Genomic DNA, 19509 nt, shown 5'->3' on the forward strand with positions numbered 1-19509 from the left:
TCGGTCGAGATACGACTTCAGCGTGCGTAGACGTTGAGGCCGGCGAAGAAGAACGCGACTTCGTTCGCTGCGGTTTCAGGAGCGTCCGAACCGTGCACGGCGTTGGCGTCGATGCTGTCGGCGAAGTCGGCGCGGATGGTGCCGGCGGCTGCCTTCTTGGGGTCGGTGGCGCCCATCAGGTCGCGGTTCTTGGCGATGGCGTTCTCGCCTTCGAGCACTTGCACGAACACGGGGCCCGAGATCATGAACTCGACCAGGTCCTTGAAGAAGGGACGTTCCTTGTGCACGGCGTAGAACTGTTCGGCTTCGTTGCGCGACAGGTGCACCAGCTTGGCGGCGACGATCTTGAGGCCGGCAGCTTCAAAACGGGAAACGATCTTGCCGATGACGTTCTTTGCGACTGCGTCGGGCTTGATGATGGAGAGGGTACGTTCGATAGCCATTGAAATGCTTCCTGGAGCTTTGATTTTGAATAGTTTTGTCACAACTGCAACGAGTTTGTTGCGCCGTATGTCGACAAAGCCTCTGATTTTAACCGGCGCAGCCCCCTGGGCTCATGAAAACCCCGCGAAAGGCCGCGCTGCGACGGGAGACTTTCAGCGCCCTCGGCGACGTCCGCCACCCGCGTTGCCGAAGCCGCCTCCGCCACTTCCGCCGCCGCCACGTCGGCCGGGGCCTCCGCGCTGCTCCTTGCGCTGGCGCGAGAAGCTGTCGGCGCCGATGTAGCCAAGCGAGGTCTTCATCGGATCGGGTTGGTTGGCTCCGCTCGGCTGGCGATCGTCACCCTGGCGATTGCCGCCGCCCTTGCCGCGGCGCCCCTGGCCTTGCCCCTGCGGCTGCTGGCCGCCATTGCCGCCACCGCCCCGATTGGGGCGTGGGCCGCGGTCGCCGCGCGGCGGACGGCCGTCGCCCAGCGGATTCGGGATCGGCGCCTCGCCGCGATTGCCGTCGTCGCGCATCTCGCGCGGCTGGCCACCGCCCTGGCCACCGTTGCGGTTGCCGCGGCGTTTCTTGTTGCGCCCGTTGCGGCCATTGTTTCCGCCGCCTTCCTGGCCGGGGCCGCGTTGCTGCGGGCCGGGCCGGGCCGCAGCGCCGCCTGAAGCCTGGAACAGCGCGCGGATGTCGCGCTCGTCGAGCTCCATCCAGGCACCGCGCTTCAGGCCGCGCGGCAGCACCATCGCGCCGTAGCGGATGCGGATCAGCCGGCTGACCGCATGGCCGACCGATTCGAACAGGCGGCGCACCTCGCGGTTGCGGCCTTCCGAGATCGTCACGCGATACCAGCAGTTGGAGCCTTCGCCGCCGCCGTCCTCGATGGTGCCGAACTGGGCCATGCCGTCGTCCAGGCGCACGCCGTCGAGCAGCTTCTGCTTCTCTTCGCTGGTGAGCGCACCCAGCACGCGGACCGCGTACTCGCGCTCCAGGCCGAAGCGCGGGTGCATGAGCTGGTTGGCCAGGTCGCCGGAGCTGCTGAACAGCAGCAGGCCCTCGGTGTTCAGGTCGAGCCGGCCGACCGATTGCCACTTGCCCTGCTGCAGGCGCGGCAGCTTGCGGAACACGGTGGGCCGGTTCTGCGGATCGTCATGCGTGACCACTTCGCCGGTGGGCTTGTGGTACGCAATGACGCGCGGCGGCGGAGGCGCGATACGGTAGCGGATCGGCTTGCCGTTGATCTTGACCTGGTCGCCGTACTGGATGCGCTGGCCGATGTGGGCCGGCTCGTTGTTGACTGAAATGCGGCCCTGGAGAATGAGCTGCTCCATTTCGAGCCGCGAACCCAGGCCCGCCTGCGCCAGCACCTTGTGCAGCTTGGGCGAATCGGCCTCGGGCAGCAGCACGCGCTTGAGCGGCGGTACTTCGGGGCTTTCCTCGTCGGCGTCGAATTGGCCGGAAATGACGTCGGCGAAGCGGATCGGCTCGGGCGGCAGCGCGTTGCGCTGCTCGCGCTCGGCAGCGCGGCGGGCGCGATCGAGGTCGTCTTCTTCCTCGTCGGGCTCTTCCTCTTCCTCGTCGTCTTCCTCGCTGTATTCGCGAACAGGTTCCGCGGGGACGGCGACAGGCGCGACAGGCTCCGGCGCCCGCACAGGCTCTTGCGCCACCTCGGCAACGGCCTCCACTACGGGCGCGGCCTCAGCCAAAGCCGAAGGCGCTTCTTCGGGCACCGACTGCTCGACCGGCTCCGCGACCTTCTTCTTGCGGGGCGCGCGAGGCTTCTTGGGCGCTTCGGCCTCGGCCGCCGGCTCCGCCGGTGCAACCGACACTTCGGGCACAGCCTCCGGCGCCACCGACTCGGTAGCGGCAACCGCAGCCTTCCTGGGCGTGGCCGCCCTTTTCTTCTTCTTGACTTCGGGCTCGGCCGGCAGCATTGCCGCGTCGTCGGTGTCGGATGGGCTCATGAGGTTTTTCCGGGAGAAACTGCTTCGGGATCGGCCTCGTCATCGGACGGACCGTCGGGTTCTTGTGGTTGTTCGGGCTCTTGGGCCAGAACGGTCTCGGCGGCCAAAGGCGCCTCGGATTCATCGGCGGCGGCGGCGTTTTCGGCGACTTGCGCCTGCACGGCCTCCACGGCTTCGGCGGCCTCGGACAGCACTTCCGCCGTCACGGGCTCGTCGACGGGGTCCATCGGCAGCCCCTGCTGCTCGCCCGACGCCTGCTCGAGCGCGTCGACCAGGGCGGCCTGCTGCGCCGGCGTCTCGATCAGCGGCAGCTGGTCGAGCGACGCCAGGCCGAGGTCGTCCAGGAACTGGCGCGTGGTCGCGTACAGCGCCGGCCTGCCGACGGTTTCGCGGTGGCCGATCACCTCGACCCAACCGCGGTCTTCTAGCTGCTTGAGGATCAACGAGTTGATCGTCACGCCGCGGATGTCTTCCATGTCGCCGCGCGTCGCGGGCTGGCGGTACGCGATGATGGCCAGCGTCTCGAGGGCGGCGCGCGTGTAGCGCGGCGGCTTCTCGGGGTGCAGGCGGTCGAGATGATCGCGCATCTCGGGCCGGCTCTGGAAACGCCAGCCGCTGCCGACGCTCACAAGCTCCAGGCCGCGCTGCGCCCAGTCTTCCTGCAATTCAAGCAACAGCACCTTGATGGTGTCCACGCCCAGCTCGTCGTCGAACAGCACGCGCATGTCGCGCACCGGCAGCGGCTGGCTCGAACAGATCAAGGCGGTTTCGAGAATGCGCTTGGCATCCGCCGTATTCATGGTTCGCGTTATCCGGGAAAAGGCGCCTGGGTAGACGCTGGCTCACAAGGATGAAAGGAGTAGGCGTTGCCGGCACGCGGCGAATGCAACGCAAGGCCGGCATCGGATGGCCGGCGCGGCCCTCGGGCCGTCAGGCGCGATTGTAATCCAGCCCCCAGGACTGCAAAGCCTGAACGATGTCGGGCGGTGGCGGCGAGCGGAACTCCATGGCTTCGTGGGTGACCGGATGCACGAATGCCAGACGGAACGCATGCAGCGCCTGGCGCGACAGGCCGACGGCCGGCGCACCGCCGTAAAGCGCGTCTCCCACCAGTGGATGCCCGATCGACGCCATGTGCACGCGGATCTGGTGGGTGCGGCCGGTCTCGAGCGTGCAGCGCACCACGCAGCCTTCGGAGTGGCTGTCGAGCCGCTCGATCAGCGTGCGCGCGGTCTTGCCCGCATGGCGCTCCAGGTCGACCACCGCCATGCGCAGCCGGTTGCGCGGGTCCCGCCCGATGGGCGCGTCGACCTGCCTGGCGGCCGCGCCGGCCCAGGGCTTGTGCCCGATCGCCAGGTACTGCCGCTTGACCTCGCGCGCGGCGATCAGCGCGACCATCGCGTCCATGGTCGCCCGCGTGCGCGCAACCACCATCAGCCCGCTGGTGTCGCGGTCGAGCCGGTGGACGATGCCGGCGCGCGGGAGCAGCACGGCCTTGGGGTCGAGCGCCAGCAGCCCGTTGAGCAGCGTGCCGCTCCAATGCCCGGGCGCCGGGTGCACGACCAGCCCTGCGGGCTTGTCGACGATGCGCAGGTGCTCGTCCTCGTACACGGTCACGAGGTCCATCGGCTCTGGCCGGAAGGCCTGGCTCTGGGGCGTGGGCCGCAGTTCGATGCGCCCCGCCTGCCCCGCCTTGACGCCCGCCGAGACCTTGGTGACGGTGCGCCCCTGCAGCTCGACGGCCCCCGCCTCGATGAGCTGCTGGAGGTAGCTGCGGGAAAACTCGGGCACCAGGGCCGCCAGCGCGCGGTCCAGCCGCTGGCCGTGCTGGGCGGAATCGATGGTGAAGGGCCGGAGTTCGCTGGCCTCGGCCGGGTCGGCGCCTTCCTCGTGTTCGGCCGCCTCCAGGTTCTCGGGGGTATTGCCCGAAGGGCCGGTCGATATAATTGAGGGTAACTGTTTCACGAAAGCCGTATGTGATGTTTCGCGCCAAATTATCGGTCCCCACCTGGATCGCGCTCAGCGCGGCGGCCCTGCTCGCAGCCGGCTGCTCGTCGACCACCGTCGACAAGACCGCGAACTGGAGTCCCAACAAGATCTACGCGGAAGCAAAGGACGAGGCCGGATCTGGAGCCTACGACAAGGCCGTGCCGCTCTACGAGAAGCTCGAAGGCCGCGCCGCCGGCACGCCCCTCGCGCAGCAGGCCCAGCTGGAAAAGGCCTACGCCCAGTACAAGTCGGGTGAAAAGGCCAGCGCCATCGCCACCATCGACCGCTTCATGAAGCTACATCCGGCGAGCCCCGCGCTCGACTATGCGCTGTACCTCAAGGGCGTGATCAACTTCAACGACGACCTCGGCATGTTCGCGTTCCTCACGCGCCAGGACCTGTCCGAGCGCGACCAGAAGGCCGCCAAGGAATCGTTCGAGTCGTTCAAGGACCTCGTGACCCGCTTCCCCGAGTCGCGCTACGCCCCCGACGCGCGCCAGCGCATGAACTACATCGTGAACTCGCTCGCACAGTACGAGGTTCACGTGGCCCGCTACTACTACTCGCGCGGCGCCTACCTGGCGGCCATCAACCGCGCCCAGATCGCCCTGTCCGACTACCGCGAAGTGCCGGCGCTCGAGGAAGCCCTGTACATCATGGTGAAGTCGTACGACGCGCTCGGCATGAAGGACCTGCGCGACGACGCCCAGCGCGTGCTGACCACCAACTACCCCCAGAGCACCTACCTTGCCAACGGCTTCAAGGGCAAGGACGACCCCTGGTGGAAGGTCTGGTAAGGCCAACAGCCCTGAACCGGCGCGCTCCGGCTAGCTCCTGAGCGCGTCCAGCGCGGCGTCGAAGTCCGCTTCGTTTTCGAGCCGCCGCATCGGCGGAAGCGCCGCCAGGAGGCGGCGGCCGTAGCCCATGGCGACCAGGCGGGTGTCGCATATCGCCAGCACGCCGCTGTCGGTCTCCCGCCGAATCAACCGCCCCGCCCCCTGCTTGAGCGCAACAGCCGCTTCGGGCAACGAGTAATCCGCGAACGAACTGCGCCCCTGCGCCTCCAGGCGCTGCGAGCGTGCCTCGACCAGAGGGTCGTTTGGCGGCGGAAAAGGCAGCTTGTCGATCACCACCAGTTGCAGCGCGTCGCCCGGCGCGTCGAAGCCCTCCCAGAACGAAGCCGACGCCACCAGCACGCAGCCCGCGCGCCCGCCGCTCGCGCCCTCGCGAAAACGATCCATCAGCACCCGCTTGGGCAGTTCGCCCTGCACCAGCACCTCGGGGCGAGCTTCGGTCTCCAGCAGCTCGAACTGCTGCTTGATGGCGTCGCCGATGGTGCGCAAGGCGCGCAGCGTGGTCGTCAGCACCAGCGTACGGCCGCCGAGTACGGTGGCGCCGCGCGCAGCCAGTTCGGCGACCCGTTGGCTGTGCGAGGGGTCGTTGGGCTTGGGGAACGCGCGAGGCACGTACAGCGCCGCCTGCGAGGCATAGTCGAACGGACTCTGCACGCGCAGCACTTCGGCATCGTGCAGGCCGCAGGGCTCGGTGAACCAGCGCAGCGTGGGCTCGTCGCCGAGCGTGGCCGAGGTGAAGACCCAGGCTCGGCCGCTGTCTTCATGCACCGGCGTCTCGCGGGCGGGCCGCTCGCCGTAGGCATCGAGTTCGTCGCCGTCGTCCGCGTCGCCGCCTTCGTCGGCATCCGACGCATCGGCAATCTTGAGCACCCGCTTGCGCATCGCATCCGCGATGTCGAGCGGCGACTCGATCAGCCGCAGTTGCGAGCCGACATCCACCCAGCGCACCGAGTCGACCTCGCAAGGCTGCGCGAAGCGCGCAGTGCGCTTGGCGAGCTGGCGTGCCCGCTCGTGCAGCCGCACGAAGTCGGGCGAGATTTCGCTGACGGTGGCCAGCCCTTCGGCGGCCAGTTCGAACGAATGCTGCAGGTCATCGAGCGCATGCTGCCAGGCGTCGGGGTCGATGCCTTCCGGCGAAGGGCCCAGCCAGCGCAGCTTGGCGCCGGGCCACTGCTTGCCGACCACCAGCCGCAGCTCGCGCGCGGCACGCTCGACGCCGGACACCAGTTGCTGCCAGTCGACCAGCCCGCGCGCATGCTGCAGGCCCGAGCCCAGCATGTCGCGCGCGAAATCGAGTGCCTGGCCGCTGCCGAGCTGCGCGCCCAGGAACTGCACGCCGGTTTCATTGAGCTGGTGCGCCTCGTCGAACACGACGACGCTCACGCTGGGCAGCAACTCCGCCATGCCGGTCTCGCGCACCGCGAGGTCGGCGAAAAACAGGTGATGGTTGATGACGACGATGTCGGCGGCCAGCGCCTCGCGCCGCGCCAGGTTGACGTGGCAGGCCTTGAACTGCGGGCACTGCGCGCCCAGGCAGTTCTCGCGGGTGGACGTGATGAGGGGGATCAGCGGCGAACGCTCGTCCAGCCCCGGCAGCTCGGCGAGGTCGCCGGTGCGCGTGGCCTTGGACCACTGCTCGATCTTGGCGAGCGTGCGCAGGCTGCCGCGTTCGGGCAGCGAGGCGTCATGGCGCGCGGTGTCCAGGCGATGCAGGCAGAGGTAGCTGGCGCGCCCCTTCAACAACGCCGTGCGCACCGGCAGCCCGAAAGCCTCGACCAGCCGGGGCAGGTCGCGGCCGAACAGCTGGTCCTGCAGGGTCTTGGTGGCGGTGGACAGCAGCACGCGCTCGCCGCTCAGCAGCGCCGGCACGAGGTACGAGAAAGTCTTGCCGACCCCGGTGCCGGCCTCGACCACCAGCACGCCGCCCTGATCGATGGTGCGGGCCACGGCCATGGCCATCTCGGTCTGGCCCGAGCGTTCGCGGAACTGCTCGGCGGCACGCGACAGCGCACCGTCTTGCGCGAAGGCGTCGCGCACCTTGTCTTCGAGCGCGCCTGTCACGCCGGCTCTTTCGGGTCGAGCACGTTTTCGAGGCGCGTGATCTGGTCGCGCAATGCGAGGCGGCGCTTTTTCAGGCGCCGCAGCAGCAACTCGTCTTGCGGCGAGCCTTCGGACAGCCGGTCGATGGTGGCATCGAGATCGGCATGCTCGATACGCAGCTCGATGAGCTGCCGGGAAAGGGAATGAAGATTGGAGTCCAACGTTGGGGAGCGAACGCAGAGTTGGCGCGTCGCATGTTCATTCGATAATACGTCCTGACACGAATCCCCGAGAAGACAGAACCACGCGCTTTGGCGCACATGCCTCATGACTCAAGGCTTTCGACTAGCAGCGGCCACCGGACTCCACAAGGGAGACCGCCCGTACCAACAGGACCAGGTCTTGATGATGAGTCACCCGAGGGTGCCCGGCTGCGTGCTGGGCGTCGTTGCGGACGGCATGGGCGGTCGCAGCGGCGGGCGCAAGGCATCCGACCAGGTGATGATGACCGCGCGCCAGCTCTTCGCGCGCTACGCCCCGGGCCGCGACGACCCCGAAGTCCTGCTGAGGCAGATGCTGGAAGACTCGCACACGGTCATCAAGCTCACCGCAGTTTCCAGCGAGCAGGAGCCCCACAGCACGCTGGCCGCCTTCCTGCTGAATCCCAAGGGCGAATGCGCCTGGATCCATGCCGGCGACTCGCGCATCTATCACTTCCACGACGGACAGCTCGTCAAGCGCACGCGCGACCATTCGTACGTGCAGGCGCTGATCGACCGCGGCCAGATCAGCGAGGCCGAAGCCAACACCCATCCGCAGGGCAACATCCTTCTGGGCTGCCTTGGCATGACCACGACGCCGCCGCCCATCGATCCGCACTACATCCCGAAGATGCAGTCCGGCGACCTGCTGATGGCATGCAGCGACGGGCTCTGGCATTACTTCACGCCCGAGGAAATGGCGAGCGTGCTCTACGCCCAGCCGCCGCGCGACGCGGTGGAAATCCTGGTGGGCGAAGCGCGACGCCGGGCGCGCGGCACCGGCGACAACATCTCCATCGCAGTCCTGAAGCTCGACGCGCTGCCGGCAGCGGCCTGAGCGCGGTTCTTCCAGGCGGCAGTGCCCGAATCAGGGTGCGGCCGGAGCCGGAGTAGCGCCCGCCGCGGGAGGTGGCGGCGGCAGCGGCGCGCCGCGCGGCTTGTCGCTCGAGGCATTCCTGCGCTCGACGCTGGCCCTGTGCTCGGCCGCCCTCTTCTGCTTGTCTTCGAAGCGCTGGACGTTCGCGGGTGCGGCGGCTCGCGACTGGGCCGCCTTGGCCCGCTCGTCGGCATGTGCCTGCTGCTTCGACTGGAATTCGCGCTCGCGCTCCGCCGCGCCGGAAGCCGTCGAGGCGCGGCTGGCCGCGTGGTCGGCGGCGCGCTGCTCGCGGTCCTTCTGGCTCTGGATCGACTGTTCCTGCTTTTCCTTGGTGTCCTGCTCGCGCTGCGTGGCAGCCTTCTGGTCGAGCTTCTGCAGTTCCGCAGCACCGCTGCGCTGGCGCTGGATGTCGTTGATCGCGGTTTCCTGGCGCTTGATGCTGTCGGACTGGATCCGGCGCCGGTTGCGGCTTTCGCTCAGGCAGTCCTCGACCGCGAATTTCTTGTAGCAGGCGGTCCGCTCTTCCAGGAAACGCTTTTCCATGGCTTCGCGCTCGGACGAGAGCCTGCGCTTCTCGGCCTCGAGATCGACAGTGCCCGAGGCGGCGTTGGACTGCGCCCACAGCGGCAGGCTGGCCAACGACATCAACAGGACAAGAGCGAATTTTTTCATGTGAGTCGGGTGTCGACGATGCGGCGTTCCAGGGAAAGAAACTCGCTCGACTGCATTTCGGTGAGCCGGGAGACCGTGCGCGGGAATTCGTGCGACAGCGGACCCTCGGTGTACAACGCCTCGGGCGGAACCTCAGCCGACATGATGAGCTTGCAGCGCCGGTCGTACAAGACGTCGATCAGCCATGTGAAACGGCGTGCTTCCGAAGCCATGCGCACGGGCATGTGCGGCACGTCGGACAGCAGCACCGTGTGGAACTGGCTCGCTATCTCCAGGTAGTCGTTCTGCGAACGCGGACCGCCGCACAGCGTCTTGAAGTCGAACCAGACCACGCCGCCGGCCTTGCGCCGCGCGCGGATCTCGCGCGATTCGATGTGCAGCACCGGGTTTTCGTCGGCCACCTCGGCCAGCTTGTCGAAGGCCTTGCGCATTTCCTTCTCGGCCGCCGCGTCGTTGGGCGTGAGGTACATGCGCAGTTGCTCCAGCGTGCGGCGCCGGTAGTCGGTGCCGTTGTCGACGCTGAGCACCTCGAGCTTCTCATTGAGGAGCGCGATGGCAGGCAGGATGCGGTCGCGATGCAACCCGCCGGGGTAGAGATCGTCGGGCTTGAAGTTCGAGGTCGTGACGAAGCCCACGCCGTTCTCGAACAACGACACCAGCAGCCGATGAAGAATCATCGCGTCGGTGATGTCCGCCACATGGAACTCGTCGAAGCAGATGAGCTTGTAGCGCTTGGAAATGCGCAGGCCCAGTTCGTCGAGCGGATTGACCGTGCCTTGCAGCTCCCGCAGTTCGCGGTGCACTTCACGCATGAACTCGTGGAAGTGCAGGCGCGTCTTGCGCCGCAGCGGCACGGCGTTGAAGAACAAGTCCATCAGGAAGCTCTTGCCCCGCCCGACGCCGCCGTACATGTAGACGCCGCGCGGGAGCTCCGGCCGGTTGATGAACTTCTTCAGCGCATTCGAACGCTGGGCCTTGTACTCGGCCCATTCGTTGGCGCAGCGATCCAGCGCCTCCACGGCGCGCAGCTGCGCGGGATCGCTGTGGAACCCGCGCGCAGCGAGTTCCGCCTCGTAGGCCTGTTTGACGCTGGTCAAGAGATCAGAAGTTCAGCGTGCGCTTGTCGACAGCCAGCGCGGCTTCCTTCGTGGCTTCCGACAGCGACGGGTGCGCATGGCAGATGCGCGCGATGTCTTCCGCGCTCGCCTTGAACTCCATGGCCACGACGGCTTCGGAGATCAGCTCGCTGGCCTGCGGGCCCACGATGTGCACGCCCAGGATCTCGTCGGTCGCAGCGTCGGCCAGGAACTTGACCATGCCGGTCGTGTCGCCCAGAGCGCGTGCGCGGCCGTTCGCGAGGAACGGGAACGTGCCGGCCTTGTAGGCGCGGCCTTCGGCCTTGAGCTGCTGCTCGGTCTGGCCGACCCACGCGATCTCGGGGCTCGTGTAGATCACCCAGGGAATCGTGTTGAAGTTGACGTGGCCGTGCTGGCCGGCAATGCGCTCGGCCACGGCAACGCCCTCTTCCTCGGCCTTGTGCGCCAGCATCGGGCCGCGCACCACGTCGCCGATCGCCCAGACGTTGGGCAGGTTGGTCTTGCACGCGTCGTCCACGGCGATGGCGCCGCGCTCGTCGAGCTTCAGGCCCACGGCTTCGGCGTTCAGGCCGATGGTGTTGGGCACGCGGCCGATCGACACGATCAGCTTGTCGACTTCCAGCGTCTGGGCTTCGCCCTTGGCGTTGGTCCAGGCAACGCTCACGCCCTTCTTGGACGACTTGATCTCGCCGACCTTCACGCCGAGCTCGATCTTGAGCTTCTGCTTGTCGAAGGCCTTCTTGGCTTCCTTGGCGATCTGCTCGTCCACCGCGCCGAGGAAGGTCGGCAGCGCTTCGAGCACCGTGACTTCCGCGCCGAGGCGACGCCACACCGAGCCCATTTCGAGGCCGATGACGCCCGAGCCGATCAGGCCCAGCTTCTTGGGCACCGCGCCGATGCGCAGCGCGCCGTCGTTCGAGAGGATGTTCTCCTCGTCGAACGGCGCGCCCGGCAGCGCACGGGCGTTGGAGCCCGTGGCAATGACGATGTGCTTGCCGCTGATCGACTCTTCGGTGGCGCCGGCCACCTTGAGCTCGTAGCCGGTTTCGTCCGTCTTCACGAACGATGCGCGGCCGTGGAAGAACGTGATCTTGTTCTTCTTGAACAGGTACAGGATGCCGTCGTTGTTCTGCTTCACGACCTGGTCCTTGCGGGCCAGCATCTTGTCGATATCGAGGCCCAGGCCTTCGACCTTGATGCCGTGGTCGGCGAAGTGGTGGCCGGCCTGCTCGAAGTGCTCCGACGATTGCAGCAGCGCCTTCGAGGGAATGCAGCCGACGTTGGTGCAGGTGCCGCCCGGTGCCGGGCCGCCCTTGCCGTTCTTCCACTCGTCGACGCAGGCGACGTTGAAGCCGAGTTGCGCCGCACGGATGGCGGCGATGTAGCCGCCGGGGCCGCCGCCGATGACGACGACGTCGAATTGTTTGCTCATTGGGTTTCCGTTTCAGTTGTCCATCGCGCCGCGTGAATCAGGGTTCCTTCGCGAACACCGCGGAACCGGCTTTGCCGGACCGCAGGTGTTGCCCCCGCGAGGGGGTTGGCGAAGCGACACGAAGTGCGCGAAGACTGGGGGTGGATCAGATGTCGAACAGCAGGCGCGACGGGTCTTCCAGCGCTTCCTTCATGGCGACCAGGCCCAGCACGGCTTCGCGGCCGTCGATGATGCGGTGGTCGTAGCTCATGGCGAGGTAGTTCATCGGGCGGATCACGATCTGGCCGTTTTCCACCACGGCGCGGTCCTTGGTGGCGTGCACGCCCAGGATGGCCGACTGGGGCGGGTTGATGATCGGGGTCGAGAGCATCGAGCCGAAAGTTCCGCCGTTCGAGATGGAGAACGTGCCGCCGGTCATGTCTTCGATGCCCAGCTTGCCGTCTTGCGCCTTCTTGCCGAACTCGGCGATCTTCTTCTCGATGTCGGCGAAGCTCATCTGGTCGGCATTGCGCAGGATCGGCACCACCAGGCCGCGCGGCGAACCGACGGCGATGCCGATGTCGAAGTAGCCGTGGTACAGGATGTCGTTGCCGTCGACCGAGGCGTTGATCACCGGGTACTTCTTCAGCGCGTGCACGGCGGCCTTCACGAAGAAGGACATGAAGCCGAGCTTCACGCCGTGCTCCTTGGTGAAGCTGTCCTGGAAGCGCTTGCGCAGTTCCATGACCGGCGCCATGTTGACTTCGTTGAAGGTCGTCAGGATGGCGTTGGTGGATTGCGACTGCAGCAGGCGCTCGGCGATGCGGGCGCGCAGGCGGCTCATCGGCACGCGCTGTTCCGGACGCTCGCCCAGGTCGGGCGCACCGGCGGGCGCCGCGACTTGCGGCAGCGCGGGCTTGGCTGCCGGCGCGGCGACGGTGGCGGCAGGTGCCGCGGGCTTGGCGCCCGAAGCCACGGCGCCGAGCACGTCGCCCTTGGTGACGCGGCCGTCCTTGCCGGTGCCGGCGACGTCGCTGGTCTTCAGGTTGTTGTCGGCCAGCAGCTTGGCGGCGGCGGGCATGGCCACGTCGGCCTTCGAGCCACCCGTGGCAGCAGCGGCTGCCGCCGGGGCGGGTGCCGCAGCCGCGGGAGCTGCGGCGGGTGCAGCGGCAGCCGGAGCGCCGGCCGAAGCCTTGCCTTCGGTGTCGATCTTGGCGATCAGCTGCTCGGCCACCACGGTGGCGCCGTCGGGCTGAACGATTTCAGCCAGCACGCCGGCCGAAGGCGCGGGCACTTCCAGCACGACCTTGTCGGTCTCGATCTCGATCAGGATTTCATCGACGGCGACGGCTTCGCCGGCCTTCTTCTTCCAGGTGAGCATGGTGGCCTCGGCCACGGATTCGGAAAGCTGGGGGACTTTGACTTCTACGATAGACATGTGGAGTGAGCTCCGTTTTGTTCTTCAGGGTGTTCGTGTGAAAAAGGGACAGGCGATTACTTGGTCAGCACGAAGCCCTTGAGCTTGGCGAACGCGCCGTCGACCAGCGCCTTCTGCTGTTCCTGGTGCAGGTGCGAGTAGCCCACCGCCGGCGATGCCGATGCGGCACGGCCGGAGTAGCCGAGCTTCTGGCCGTCCTGCATGTTTTCGTGGATGTAGTGCTGCACGAAGAACCAGGCGCCCTGGTTCTGCGGCTCGTCCTGGCACCACACCACGTCGACGAGGTTCGGGTACTTCTTGATCTCGGCGGCAAACGCCTTGTGCGGGAACGGATAGAGCTGCTCGACGCGGATGATCGCCACGTCTTCGCTGCCCAGTTCCTCGCGCTTCTTGGCCAGGTCGTAGTAGACCTTGCCCGAGCAGGCGATCAGGCGCTTGACCTTCTCGGCCTTCAGGCCCTTGCTGTCGGGAATGACGGTCTGGAAGCTGCCCTTGGTGAATTCGGCCAGCGGCGAGGTGGCGTCCTTGTTGCGCAGCAGCGACTTGGGCGTGAGGATGATCAGCGGCTTGCGCAGGTTGCGCACCATCTGGCGGCGCAGCACGTGGAAGATCTGGCTGGCCGTCGTGGGTTGCACCACCTGCATGTTGGTGTCCGCGCTCAGCTGCATGAAGCGCTCCAGGCGTGCCGAGCTGTGCTCGGGGCCCTGGCCTTCGTAGCCGTGCGGCAGCATCATGGTCAGGCCGTTGACGCGGCCCCACTTCACTTCGCCCGAGGCGATGAACTGGTCGATCACCACTTGCGCGCCGTTCACGAAGTCGCCGAACTGGGCTTCCCAGATGACGAGCGTGTTCGGGTCGTTCGATGCGTAGCCGTATTCGAACGCGAGCACGGCTTCTTCCGACAGGATCGAGTCGATGACGACGAACGGAGCCTGGTTGTCGGCCACGTTCTGCAGCGGCGTGTAGGTGCCCTCGTCGAACTTCTCGCGGTTCTGGTCGTGCAGCACGGCGTGGCGGTGCGTGAACGTGCCGCGGCCCGAGTCTTCACCCGACAGGCGCACCGGGTAGCCGCTGGCCACCAGCGAGGCGAATGCCATGTGCTCGCCCATGCCCCAGTCGATGTTGACGTCGCCGCGGCCCATGGCCGCGCGGTCGTCCAGCACCTTCTTCACGAGGGGGTGCACCGTGAAGCCTTGCGGCACGGTGGTGATCTTCTCGGCCAGGCGCTTCCACTCGCTGGAGGGAATGGCGGTGTCGCCGGCGTCGGTCCACTTCTTGTTGAGGTACGGGCTCCAGTCGACGGCGTACTTGCTCTTGAAGTTGGTGAGCACGGGGTCGACGGTGTTCTTGCCTTCGTCGAAGGCGGCGCGCTGCGCCTTGACCATGTCGTCGCCGAGCGTGTCGCCCAGGCCTTGTGCGGCCAGCTTGTCGGCGTACAGCTTGCGCGTGCCGGGGTGCTGGGCGATCTTCTTGTACATCAGCGGCTGCGTGAGCGAGGGGGTGTCCTGCTCGTTGTGGCCCAGCTTGCGGAAGCAGATGATGTCGACGACCACGTCCTTCTGGAATTCCATGCGGAAGTCCAGGGCGATCTGGGTGGCGAGCACCACGGCTTCGGGGTCGTCGCCGTTCACGTGCAGCACCGGCGCCTCGATCATCTTGACGATGTCCGAGCAGTACAGCGTCGAGCGGCTGTCGCGCGGGTCGCTGGTGGTGAAGCCGATCTGGTTGTTGATGACGAAGTGCACCGTGCCGCCGGTGGAGTAGCCACGGGTCTCGGCCAGCGCCAGCGTTTCCATCACGACGCCCTGGCCTGCGAAGGCGGCGTCGCCGTGCACGATCACGGGCAGCACCTGCTTGCCCAGCGGGTCGCCGCGGCGGTCCATGCGGGCACGCACCGAGCCTTCGACCACGGGGTTCACGATTTCAAGGTGCGAGGGGTTGAACGCGAGGCTCAGGTGCACCGGGCCGCCGGGGGTGGTCACGTCCGAGCTGAAGCCCTGGTGGTACTTGACGTCGCCGCTGGGCAGGTCTTCGGGGGCGGTGTGGTCGAACTCGGCGAACAGGTCGGCCGGCATCTTGCCGAGCGAGTTGACCAGCACGTTCAGGCGGCCGCGGTGGGCCATGCCGATCACGATTTCCTGCACGCCCTTGACGCCGGCCTGGTTGATCAGCTCGTCCATCGCGACGATGAAGCTTTCGCCGCCTTCGAGCGAGAAGCGCTTCTGGCCGACGTACTTGGTGTGCAGGAAGCGCTCGAGGCCTTCGGCGGCCGTCAGGCGGCTGAGCACGTGCTTCTTCTGCTCGGCGCTCAGCTTGGGATTGGTGCGGGCGCTTTCGAGCCGCTGCTGCCACCAGCGCTTGTGGTTCTGGTCGGTGGTGTACATGTACTCGGCACCCATCGTGCCGCAGTACGTTTCGCGCAAGGCATTGAGCAGGTCGCGCAGCGACATGGCTTCCTTGCCGAAGAAGGTGTTGCTGGTGTTGAACACCGTCTCGAGGTCGGCATCGGTGAAGCCGTAGAACGAGGGCTCGAGTTCCGGAATGGCGGGACGCTCGGCGCGCTTGAGCGGATCGAGGTCGGCCCAGCGGGCGCCGACGTTGCGGTAGGCGGCGATCAGCTGCTGGACGGAGGTGCGCTTGCGGCCGAGTTCGGAATCGGCGCCGCTGGCCTGCACGACCTTGGTCGTGCCCTGCTTCGCGCGTTCGGCGAAGGCGTTGATGACCGGCAGGTGCGGGACGTCGCGGGTGTTGCTGCCGTCGGCGGCGGGAACGTTCTGCAGCGCGTCGAAATACGAACGCCAGTTGTCGGGCACGCTGCCGGGGTTGGAGAGGTAGTTTTCATACATCTCTTCGACATAGGGGGCATTGCCGCCGAAGAGGTATGTGTTGCCTTGATAGGCGGTGTACGCCGATGGCGTCGATGAATCGCTCATGATCCGCTGACCTTCGCTTCCCTGAAGGAAGCACTAGCTGGTTAAGAAACCTTCCGCGACACGGCTGAACCGGTTGGCGGATGCGACTGTGGCTGGGGAAGGGCCTGAGTACCTTGGCATTGTGCCACGTCAACCATATGACGGTTCAAAGGGAGCCTGCAACCCCCTTCGGGGATAACTCAGGGCGAAGAAAGTAACTGTTTGATCTGCTGCAGCGTGGCGGGGTCGTCGATGGTGGTCAGGTCGCCCGGGTCGCGCTGCTCGCAGACGGCCTGGATGGCGCGGCGCAGCAATTTGCCGCTGCGCGTCTTGGGCAGGCCGCTCACGAAGCGCACGCGCGCGGGACGGGCCAGCGCGCCGAGCTGGTCGGCCACCAGCTTCATGATCTCGCCCTCGAGCTTGAGCGCCAGGTCGGCGTCGGCCACGGCCTTGCCGTCCTTCGGAACGACGAAGGCCATCGCCACCTGCCCCTTGAGCGCGTCGGCCACGCCCACCACGGCCACTTCCGCGACGTTGGCATGGCCCGAAATGCTCTCCTCGATCTCGCGCGTGCCCAGTCGGTGGCCCGCCACGTTGATCACGTCGTCGGTGCGCCCGAGGATGTAGAAATAGCCGTCTTCATCGCGAATGCCCCAGTCGAAGGTCGAATAGACCATCTTGCCGGGTACGCTTTTCCAGTAGGTATCGACGAAGCGCGCGTCGTCCTTCCACACGGTCTGCATGAAACCGGGCGGGGTCGGCCCCTCCACCACGACCACGCCTTTCTCGTTCGCGCCGGTCAGCTCCTCGCCGGTCGACTCGTGCAGGATCTTGATGCGGTAGCCGTACATCGGCACGCCCGGGCTGCCGAACTTGCTGGCCTTGGCCTCCACGCCGTTTGCGATGGTGATCATCGGCCAGCCCGATTCGGTCTGCCAGTAGTTGTCGATGATCGGCACGCCCAGGCCCTCGCTGATCCAGCGCGCGGTGGGCTCGTCGAGCGGCTCGCCGGCCAGGAACAGCGCGCGCAGGCTCGACAGGTCGTACTTCTTGAGCAAGGCCGGGTCCTGCTTCTTGAGCACGCGCACCGCGGTGGGCGCGCTGAACATCACCGTCACCTTGTACTTCTCGACGAGGCGCCACCAGATGCCGCCATCGGGCTGCCGGTCGATGCCCTGCGTGGGAAGGCCTTCGTACATGATGGTCGCCATGCCCGCGATCAGCGGGCCGTACACGATGTAGCTGTGGCCCACGACCCAGCCGATGTCGCTGGTCGAGAAGTAGGTTTCGCCGGGCCGCCCGTCGAAGATGTGCTTCATGCTCGCGGCCAGCGCCACCGCGTAGCCGCCCACGTCGCGTTGCACGCCCTTGGGCTTGCCGGTGGTCCCGCTCGTGTAGATGGTGTAGCTGATGTCGGTCGAGGCGAGCCAGGTGCAGGGCACCTTGGCGTCGATGTGCTTCTGGCGCAGGTCGGCGGCGAGGTGGTCGCGCCCTGCCGTCAGGTCCATGGGTGCGAGGCCGCGGTCGGTGAGCAGCACGGCCGAGGGCTTGTGCTTCGACAGGCGGATCGCCTCGTCGAGCAGCGGCTTGTACGCGATGACCTTGCCGCCGCGCGAGCCGGCATCGGCACTCACGACCACCTTGGGCTCGGCATCTTCGATGCGCGTGGCCAGCGAAACGCTCGCGAAACCGCCGAACACCACGCAGTGGATGGCGCCGATGCGCGCGCAGGCCAGCATGGCGAACGCGGCCTCGGGAATCATCGGCATGTAGATGAGCACCCGGTCGCCCTTGCCGACACCGAGCTCCACAAGGCTGGCGGCGGTGCGCTGCACTTCGGCGTGCAGTTCGTCGAAGCTGTAGCTCTTTTCGACGCCGGTTTCTGTGGAGACGAAGATCAGCGCGGGCTGGCTGCCGCGCTCGGCCAGGTGCCGGTCGACGGCGTTGTGGCACAGGTTGGTGGTGCCGCCCACGAACCAGCGCGCGAACGGCGGCTGGCTGGCGTCGAGGATCTGCTGCGCGGGGGTGTGCCAGTCGATCAGCTTCGCCTGCTCGGCCCAGAAGGCCTCGGGCGCATCCACTGACTGGCGATGGAACTCTTCAAAGCGGCTCATCTGGATTTGTCTCCGTTCTACGTTTTCGTTCAGGCGGCCTCGCCAAAACTGAATTCATAATTATGGAGACCGATCTTGCAGCAAGCTGACGACCGGGACAACCCGGCCGAGCCCCAACCCGGCAGCAGCGCCGGGGGCAGCGGGTTTACCGGATCAGGGCCTGCAGTTCGCGGAACGCCGGGTGCTCGGCAGTGCGCAGCCACTCGAAGCCGACCATCTCGGTCGTCACCAGCTCGGCGCCGGCACCGGCCAGCCGGTCGAACGCGGCGTCGCGGTTGCGCTCGGTGCGCGAGCTGCAGGCGTCGGTGACGACCCAGACCTCGAACTCGTCTTCCAGCAGGTCGAGCGCGGTCTGCAGCAGGCAGACATGGGCTTCGCAGCCGGCGATCACGATGGTGTTGCGCTCTTCGGGCGTGGCCTGCGGCTTCTGCAGATGCTTCGGCAGGCTCCGCGCATTGCCCTGCGGCGCGGCCTTGGCCGGCGCGCGCAGCCATTCGCCGAGGCCCTCTTCCACGCCGCTGAAGTGCATCTTCGCCAGCGTCTTCCTACACAGTGCGCGGATGTCCGGCAGGTTCTCGCCCAGCTTGGACGGGTTCTGCTCGGTGCCCCAGACCGGCACGTCGACCCATTTCGCCATCTGGCCGAGGCGCACGGCATTCTTCGCAACGGCCTCGTTTTCGAAGACCGCCGGCATCAGCCGTGCCTGGTAGTCGACCAGCACGAGTTGGGATTGCGAAGCGTCGAGCAGCATGAACGGATTCTTTCTTGTAGAGGTTTAGGTTGGGCTAAACCGTACCACCGAAAAGACCGGGTTTGGCCGCCTGGGCGGCAACGCGCTCCACCAGCTGCGCCACGTAGGCCTTGAAGAGTGCGTCGGCCGACTGCCTGAACATGCGGATGCGCCCGGTGTGCTGCATCAGCAGCAGCCCCACGCCGTGTGCGAAAAGCGAGGTGTTTTCCCGCAGGGCGCCGACCGCGTCGAGGCCCATGGCCTGCAACGCGTCTTCGCAGGGGCGCAGGGCCTGATGCAGATGGTCGTTCAGCTCATGGTCGAGCTCGCTGGTCAGCCCGCGCGGGCGCATGCCCTGCACAAGATAGAAGCCGAGGTCGAGCTCGCGCGGGTTCGCTGCGTAGAAGTCGAACCACGCCTGCGCCTTGGCGGCGAGCGTCTGGTCAGGACGGCCTTCGGACTCGGGGGCATCAGCGACGGCCGTCTGGAGCCGCTGGATCGATTCATCGAGCAGCGCGCCGTAGATCGCTTCCTTGCTGTCGAAATAGGAGTAGATGGCGCCCGGCGTGTAGCCGGCCCTGCGCGCGATTTCGCGAATGCTCGCGCCCTCGATGCCAGCTTCCAGGAACACGGCGCGTGCGGCGTCGAGCACCAGCGCGCGGCGCGCATCGGTGAGCGCCTGGCGGCGTTGGAGCTTGGCATGCATGGGCGGGACTATA

16 protein-coding genes are annotated in these 19509 nt (G+C 66.9%); 2 read left to right on the forward strand and 14 right to left on the reverse strand.

The genetic code is table 11. The annotated features are described in order from the left end of the window. Window positions 1-17: 17 nt before the first annotated feature. From ndk to QRN67_RS05505, 4 genes are all read right to left on the reverse strand, one after another. Window positions 18-443, reverse strand: a complete 426-nt coding sequence (gene ndk, locus QRN67_RS05490) for a nucleoside-diphosphate kinase (RefSeq protein ID WP_019653122.1) — start codon at window positions 441-443, stop codon at window positions 18-20. A gap of 153 nt (window positions 444-596) precedes the next feature. Continuing rightward, on the reverse strand, window positions 597-2396 hold the full coding sequence (locus QRN67_RS05495; RefSeq protein WP_285410971.1) for a pseudouridine synthase: 1800 nt from the start codon (window positions 2394-2396) through the stop codon (window positions 597-599). Continuing rightward, window positions 2393-3196, reverse strand: a complete 804-nt coding sequence (scpB, locus tag QRN67_RS05500) for an SMC-Scp complex subunit ScpB (RefSeq protein WP_285410972.1) — start codon at window positions 3194-3196, stop codon at window positions 2393-2395. The genes QRN67_RS05495 and scpB overlap by 4 nt, the downstream gene beginning before the upstream one ends. A gap of 130 nt (window positions 3197-3326) precedes the next feature. Then, entirely contained in the window at window positions 3327-4361 is a 1035-nt protein-coding gene (locus QRN67_RS05505) for an RluA family pseudouridine synthase (RefSeq protein WP_503010870.1), read from the reverse strand. A gap of 14 nt (window positions 4362-4375) precedes the next feature. Here QRN67_RS05505 and QRN67_RS05510 point away from each other — a divergent pair, with 14 nt between their 5' ends. Then, window positions 4376-5182 (forward strand): outer membrane protein assembly factor BamD, encoded by an 807-nt coding sequence (locus tag QRN67_RS05510; RefSeq protein WP_081269094.1) that lies wholly within the window; start codon window positions 4376-4378, stop codon window positions 5180-5182. Window positions 5183-5212: 30 nt separating this feature from the next. Here the strand turns inward: QRN67_RS05510 and QRN67_RS05515 are convergent, their stop codons facing one another. Together QRN67_RS05515 and QRN67_RS05520 are read right to left on the reverse strand one after the other, a co-directional pair. Further along, on the reverse strand, window positions 5213-7300 hold the full coding sequence (locus QRN67_RS05515) for an ATP-dependent DNA helicase (RefSeq protein ID WP_285410973.1): 2088 nt from the start codon (window positions 7298-7300) through the stop codon (window positions 5213-5215). Further along, window positions 7297-7500: a YdcH family protein gene (locus QRN67_RS05520; protein ID WP_081269092.1), complete on the reverse strand. Its 204-nt coding sequence runs from the start codon at window positions 7498-7500 to the stop codon at window positions 7297-7299. The genes QRN67_RS05515 and QRN67_RS05520 overlap by 4 nt, the downstream gene beginning before the upstream one ends. Before the next feature lie 106 nt (window positions 7501-7606). Here QRN67_RS05520 and QRN67_RS05525 point away from each other — a divergent pair, with 106 nt between their 5' ends. Further along, window positions 7607-8377 (forward strand): PP2C family protein-serine/threonine phosphatase, encoded by a 771-nt coding sequence (locus QRN67_RS05525; protein WP_081269091.1) that lies wholly within the window; start codon window positions 7607-7609, stop codon window positions 8375-8377. 30 nt (window positions 8378-8407) lie between these two features. Here QRN67_RS05525 and QRN67_RS05530 read toward each other — a convergent pair whose 3' ends face one another. The 8 genes from QRN67_RS05530 to QRN67_RS05565 all read right to left on the reverse strand — a co-directional run bounded on the left by QRN67_RS05530 (window position 8408) and on the right by QRN67_RS05565 (window position 19496). Next, window positions 8408-9088, reverse strand: a complete 681-nt coding sequence (locus QRN67_RS05530; protein WP_081269090.1) for a hypothetical protein — start codon at window positions 9086-9088, stop codon at window positions 8408-8410. Continuing rightward, window positions 9085-10185 carry a cell division protein ZapE gene (gene zapE, locus QRN67_RS05535; RefSeq protein ID WP_081269089.1) on the reverse strand — a complete coding sequence of 367 codons (1101 nt, stop codon included), beginning with the start codon at window positions 10183-10185 and terminating at the stop codon, window positions 9085-9087. The genes QRN67_RS05530 and zapE overlap by 4 nt, the downstream gene beginning before the upstream one ends. Window positions 10186-10189: 4 nt before the next feature. Beyond that, on the reverse strand, window positions 10190-11617 hold the full coding sequence (gene lpdA, locus QRN67_RS05540) for a dihydrolipoyl dehydrogenase (protein ID WP_285410975.1): 1428 nt from the start codon (window positions 11615-11617) through the stop codon (window positions 10190-10192). Window positions 11618-11762: 145 nt separating this feature from the next. Further along, window positions 11763-13034, reverse strand: a complete 1272-nt coding sequence (gene odhB, locus QRN67_RS05545) for a 2-oxoglutarate dehydrogenase complex dihydrolipoyllysine-residue succinyltransferase (protein ID WP_285410977.1) — start codon at window positions 13032-13034, stop codon at window positions 11763-11765. Between the two features lie 56 nt (window positions 13035-13090). Continuing rightward, the gene (locus QRN67_RS05550; protein WP_081271718.1) at window positions 13091-15967 is read right to left on the reverse strand and encodes a 2-oxoglutarate dehydrogenase E1 component; all 2877 of its coding nucleotides are present in this window, start codon (window positions 15965-15967) and stop codon (window positions 13091-13093) included. A gap of 179 nt (window positions 15968-16146) precedes the next feature. Further along, entirely contained in the window at window positions 16147-18093 is a 1947-nt protein-coding gene (locus QRN67_RS05555) for a propionate--CoA ligase (RefSeq protein WP_285411152.1), read from the reverse strand. 112 nt (window positions 18094-18205) lie between these two features. After that, window positions 18206-18811, reverse strand: a complete 606-nt coding sequence (locus tag QRN67_RS05560; protein ID WP_285410979.1) for an isochorismatase family protein — start codon at window positions 18809-18811, stop codon at window positions 18206-18208. A 34-nt stretch (window positions 18812-18845) separates the two neighbouring features. Then, on the reverse strand, window positions 18846-19496 hold the full coding sequence (locus QRN67_RS05565; RefSeq protein WP_285410980.1) for a TetR/AcrR family transcriptional regulator: 651 nt from the start codon (window positions 19494-19496) through the stop codon (window positions 18846-18848). Window positions 19497-19509: the final 13 nt, after the last annotated feature.

It is taken from the genome of Variovorax sp. efr-133-TYG-130 (assembly GCF_030208835.1).
Classification (GTDB): domain Bacteria; phylum Pseudomonadota; class Gammaproteobacteria; order Burkholderiales; family Burkholderiaceae_C; genus Variovorax.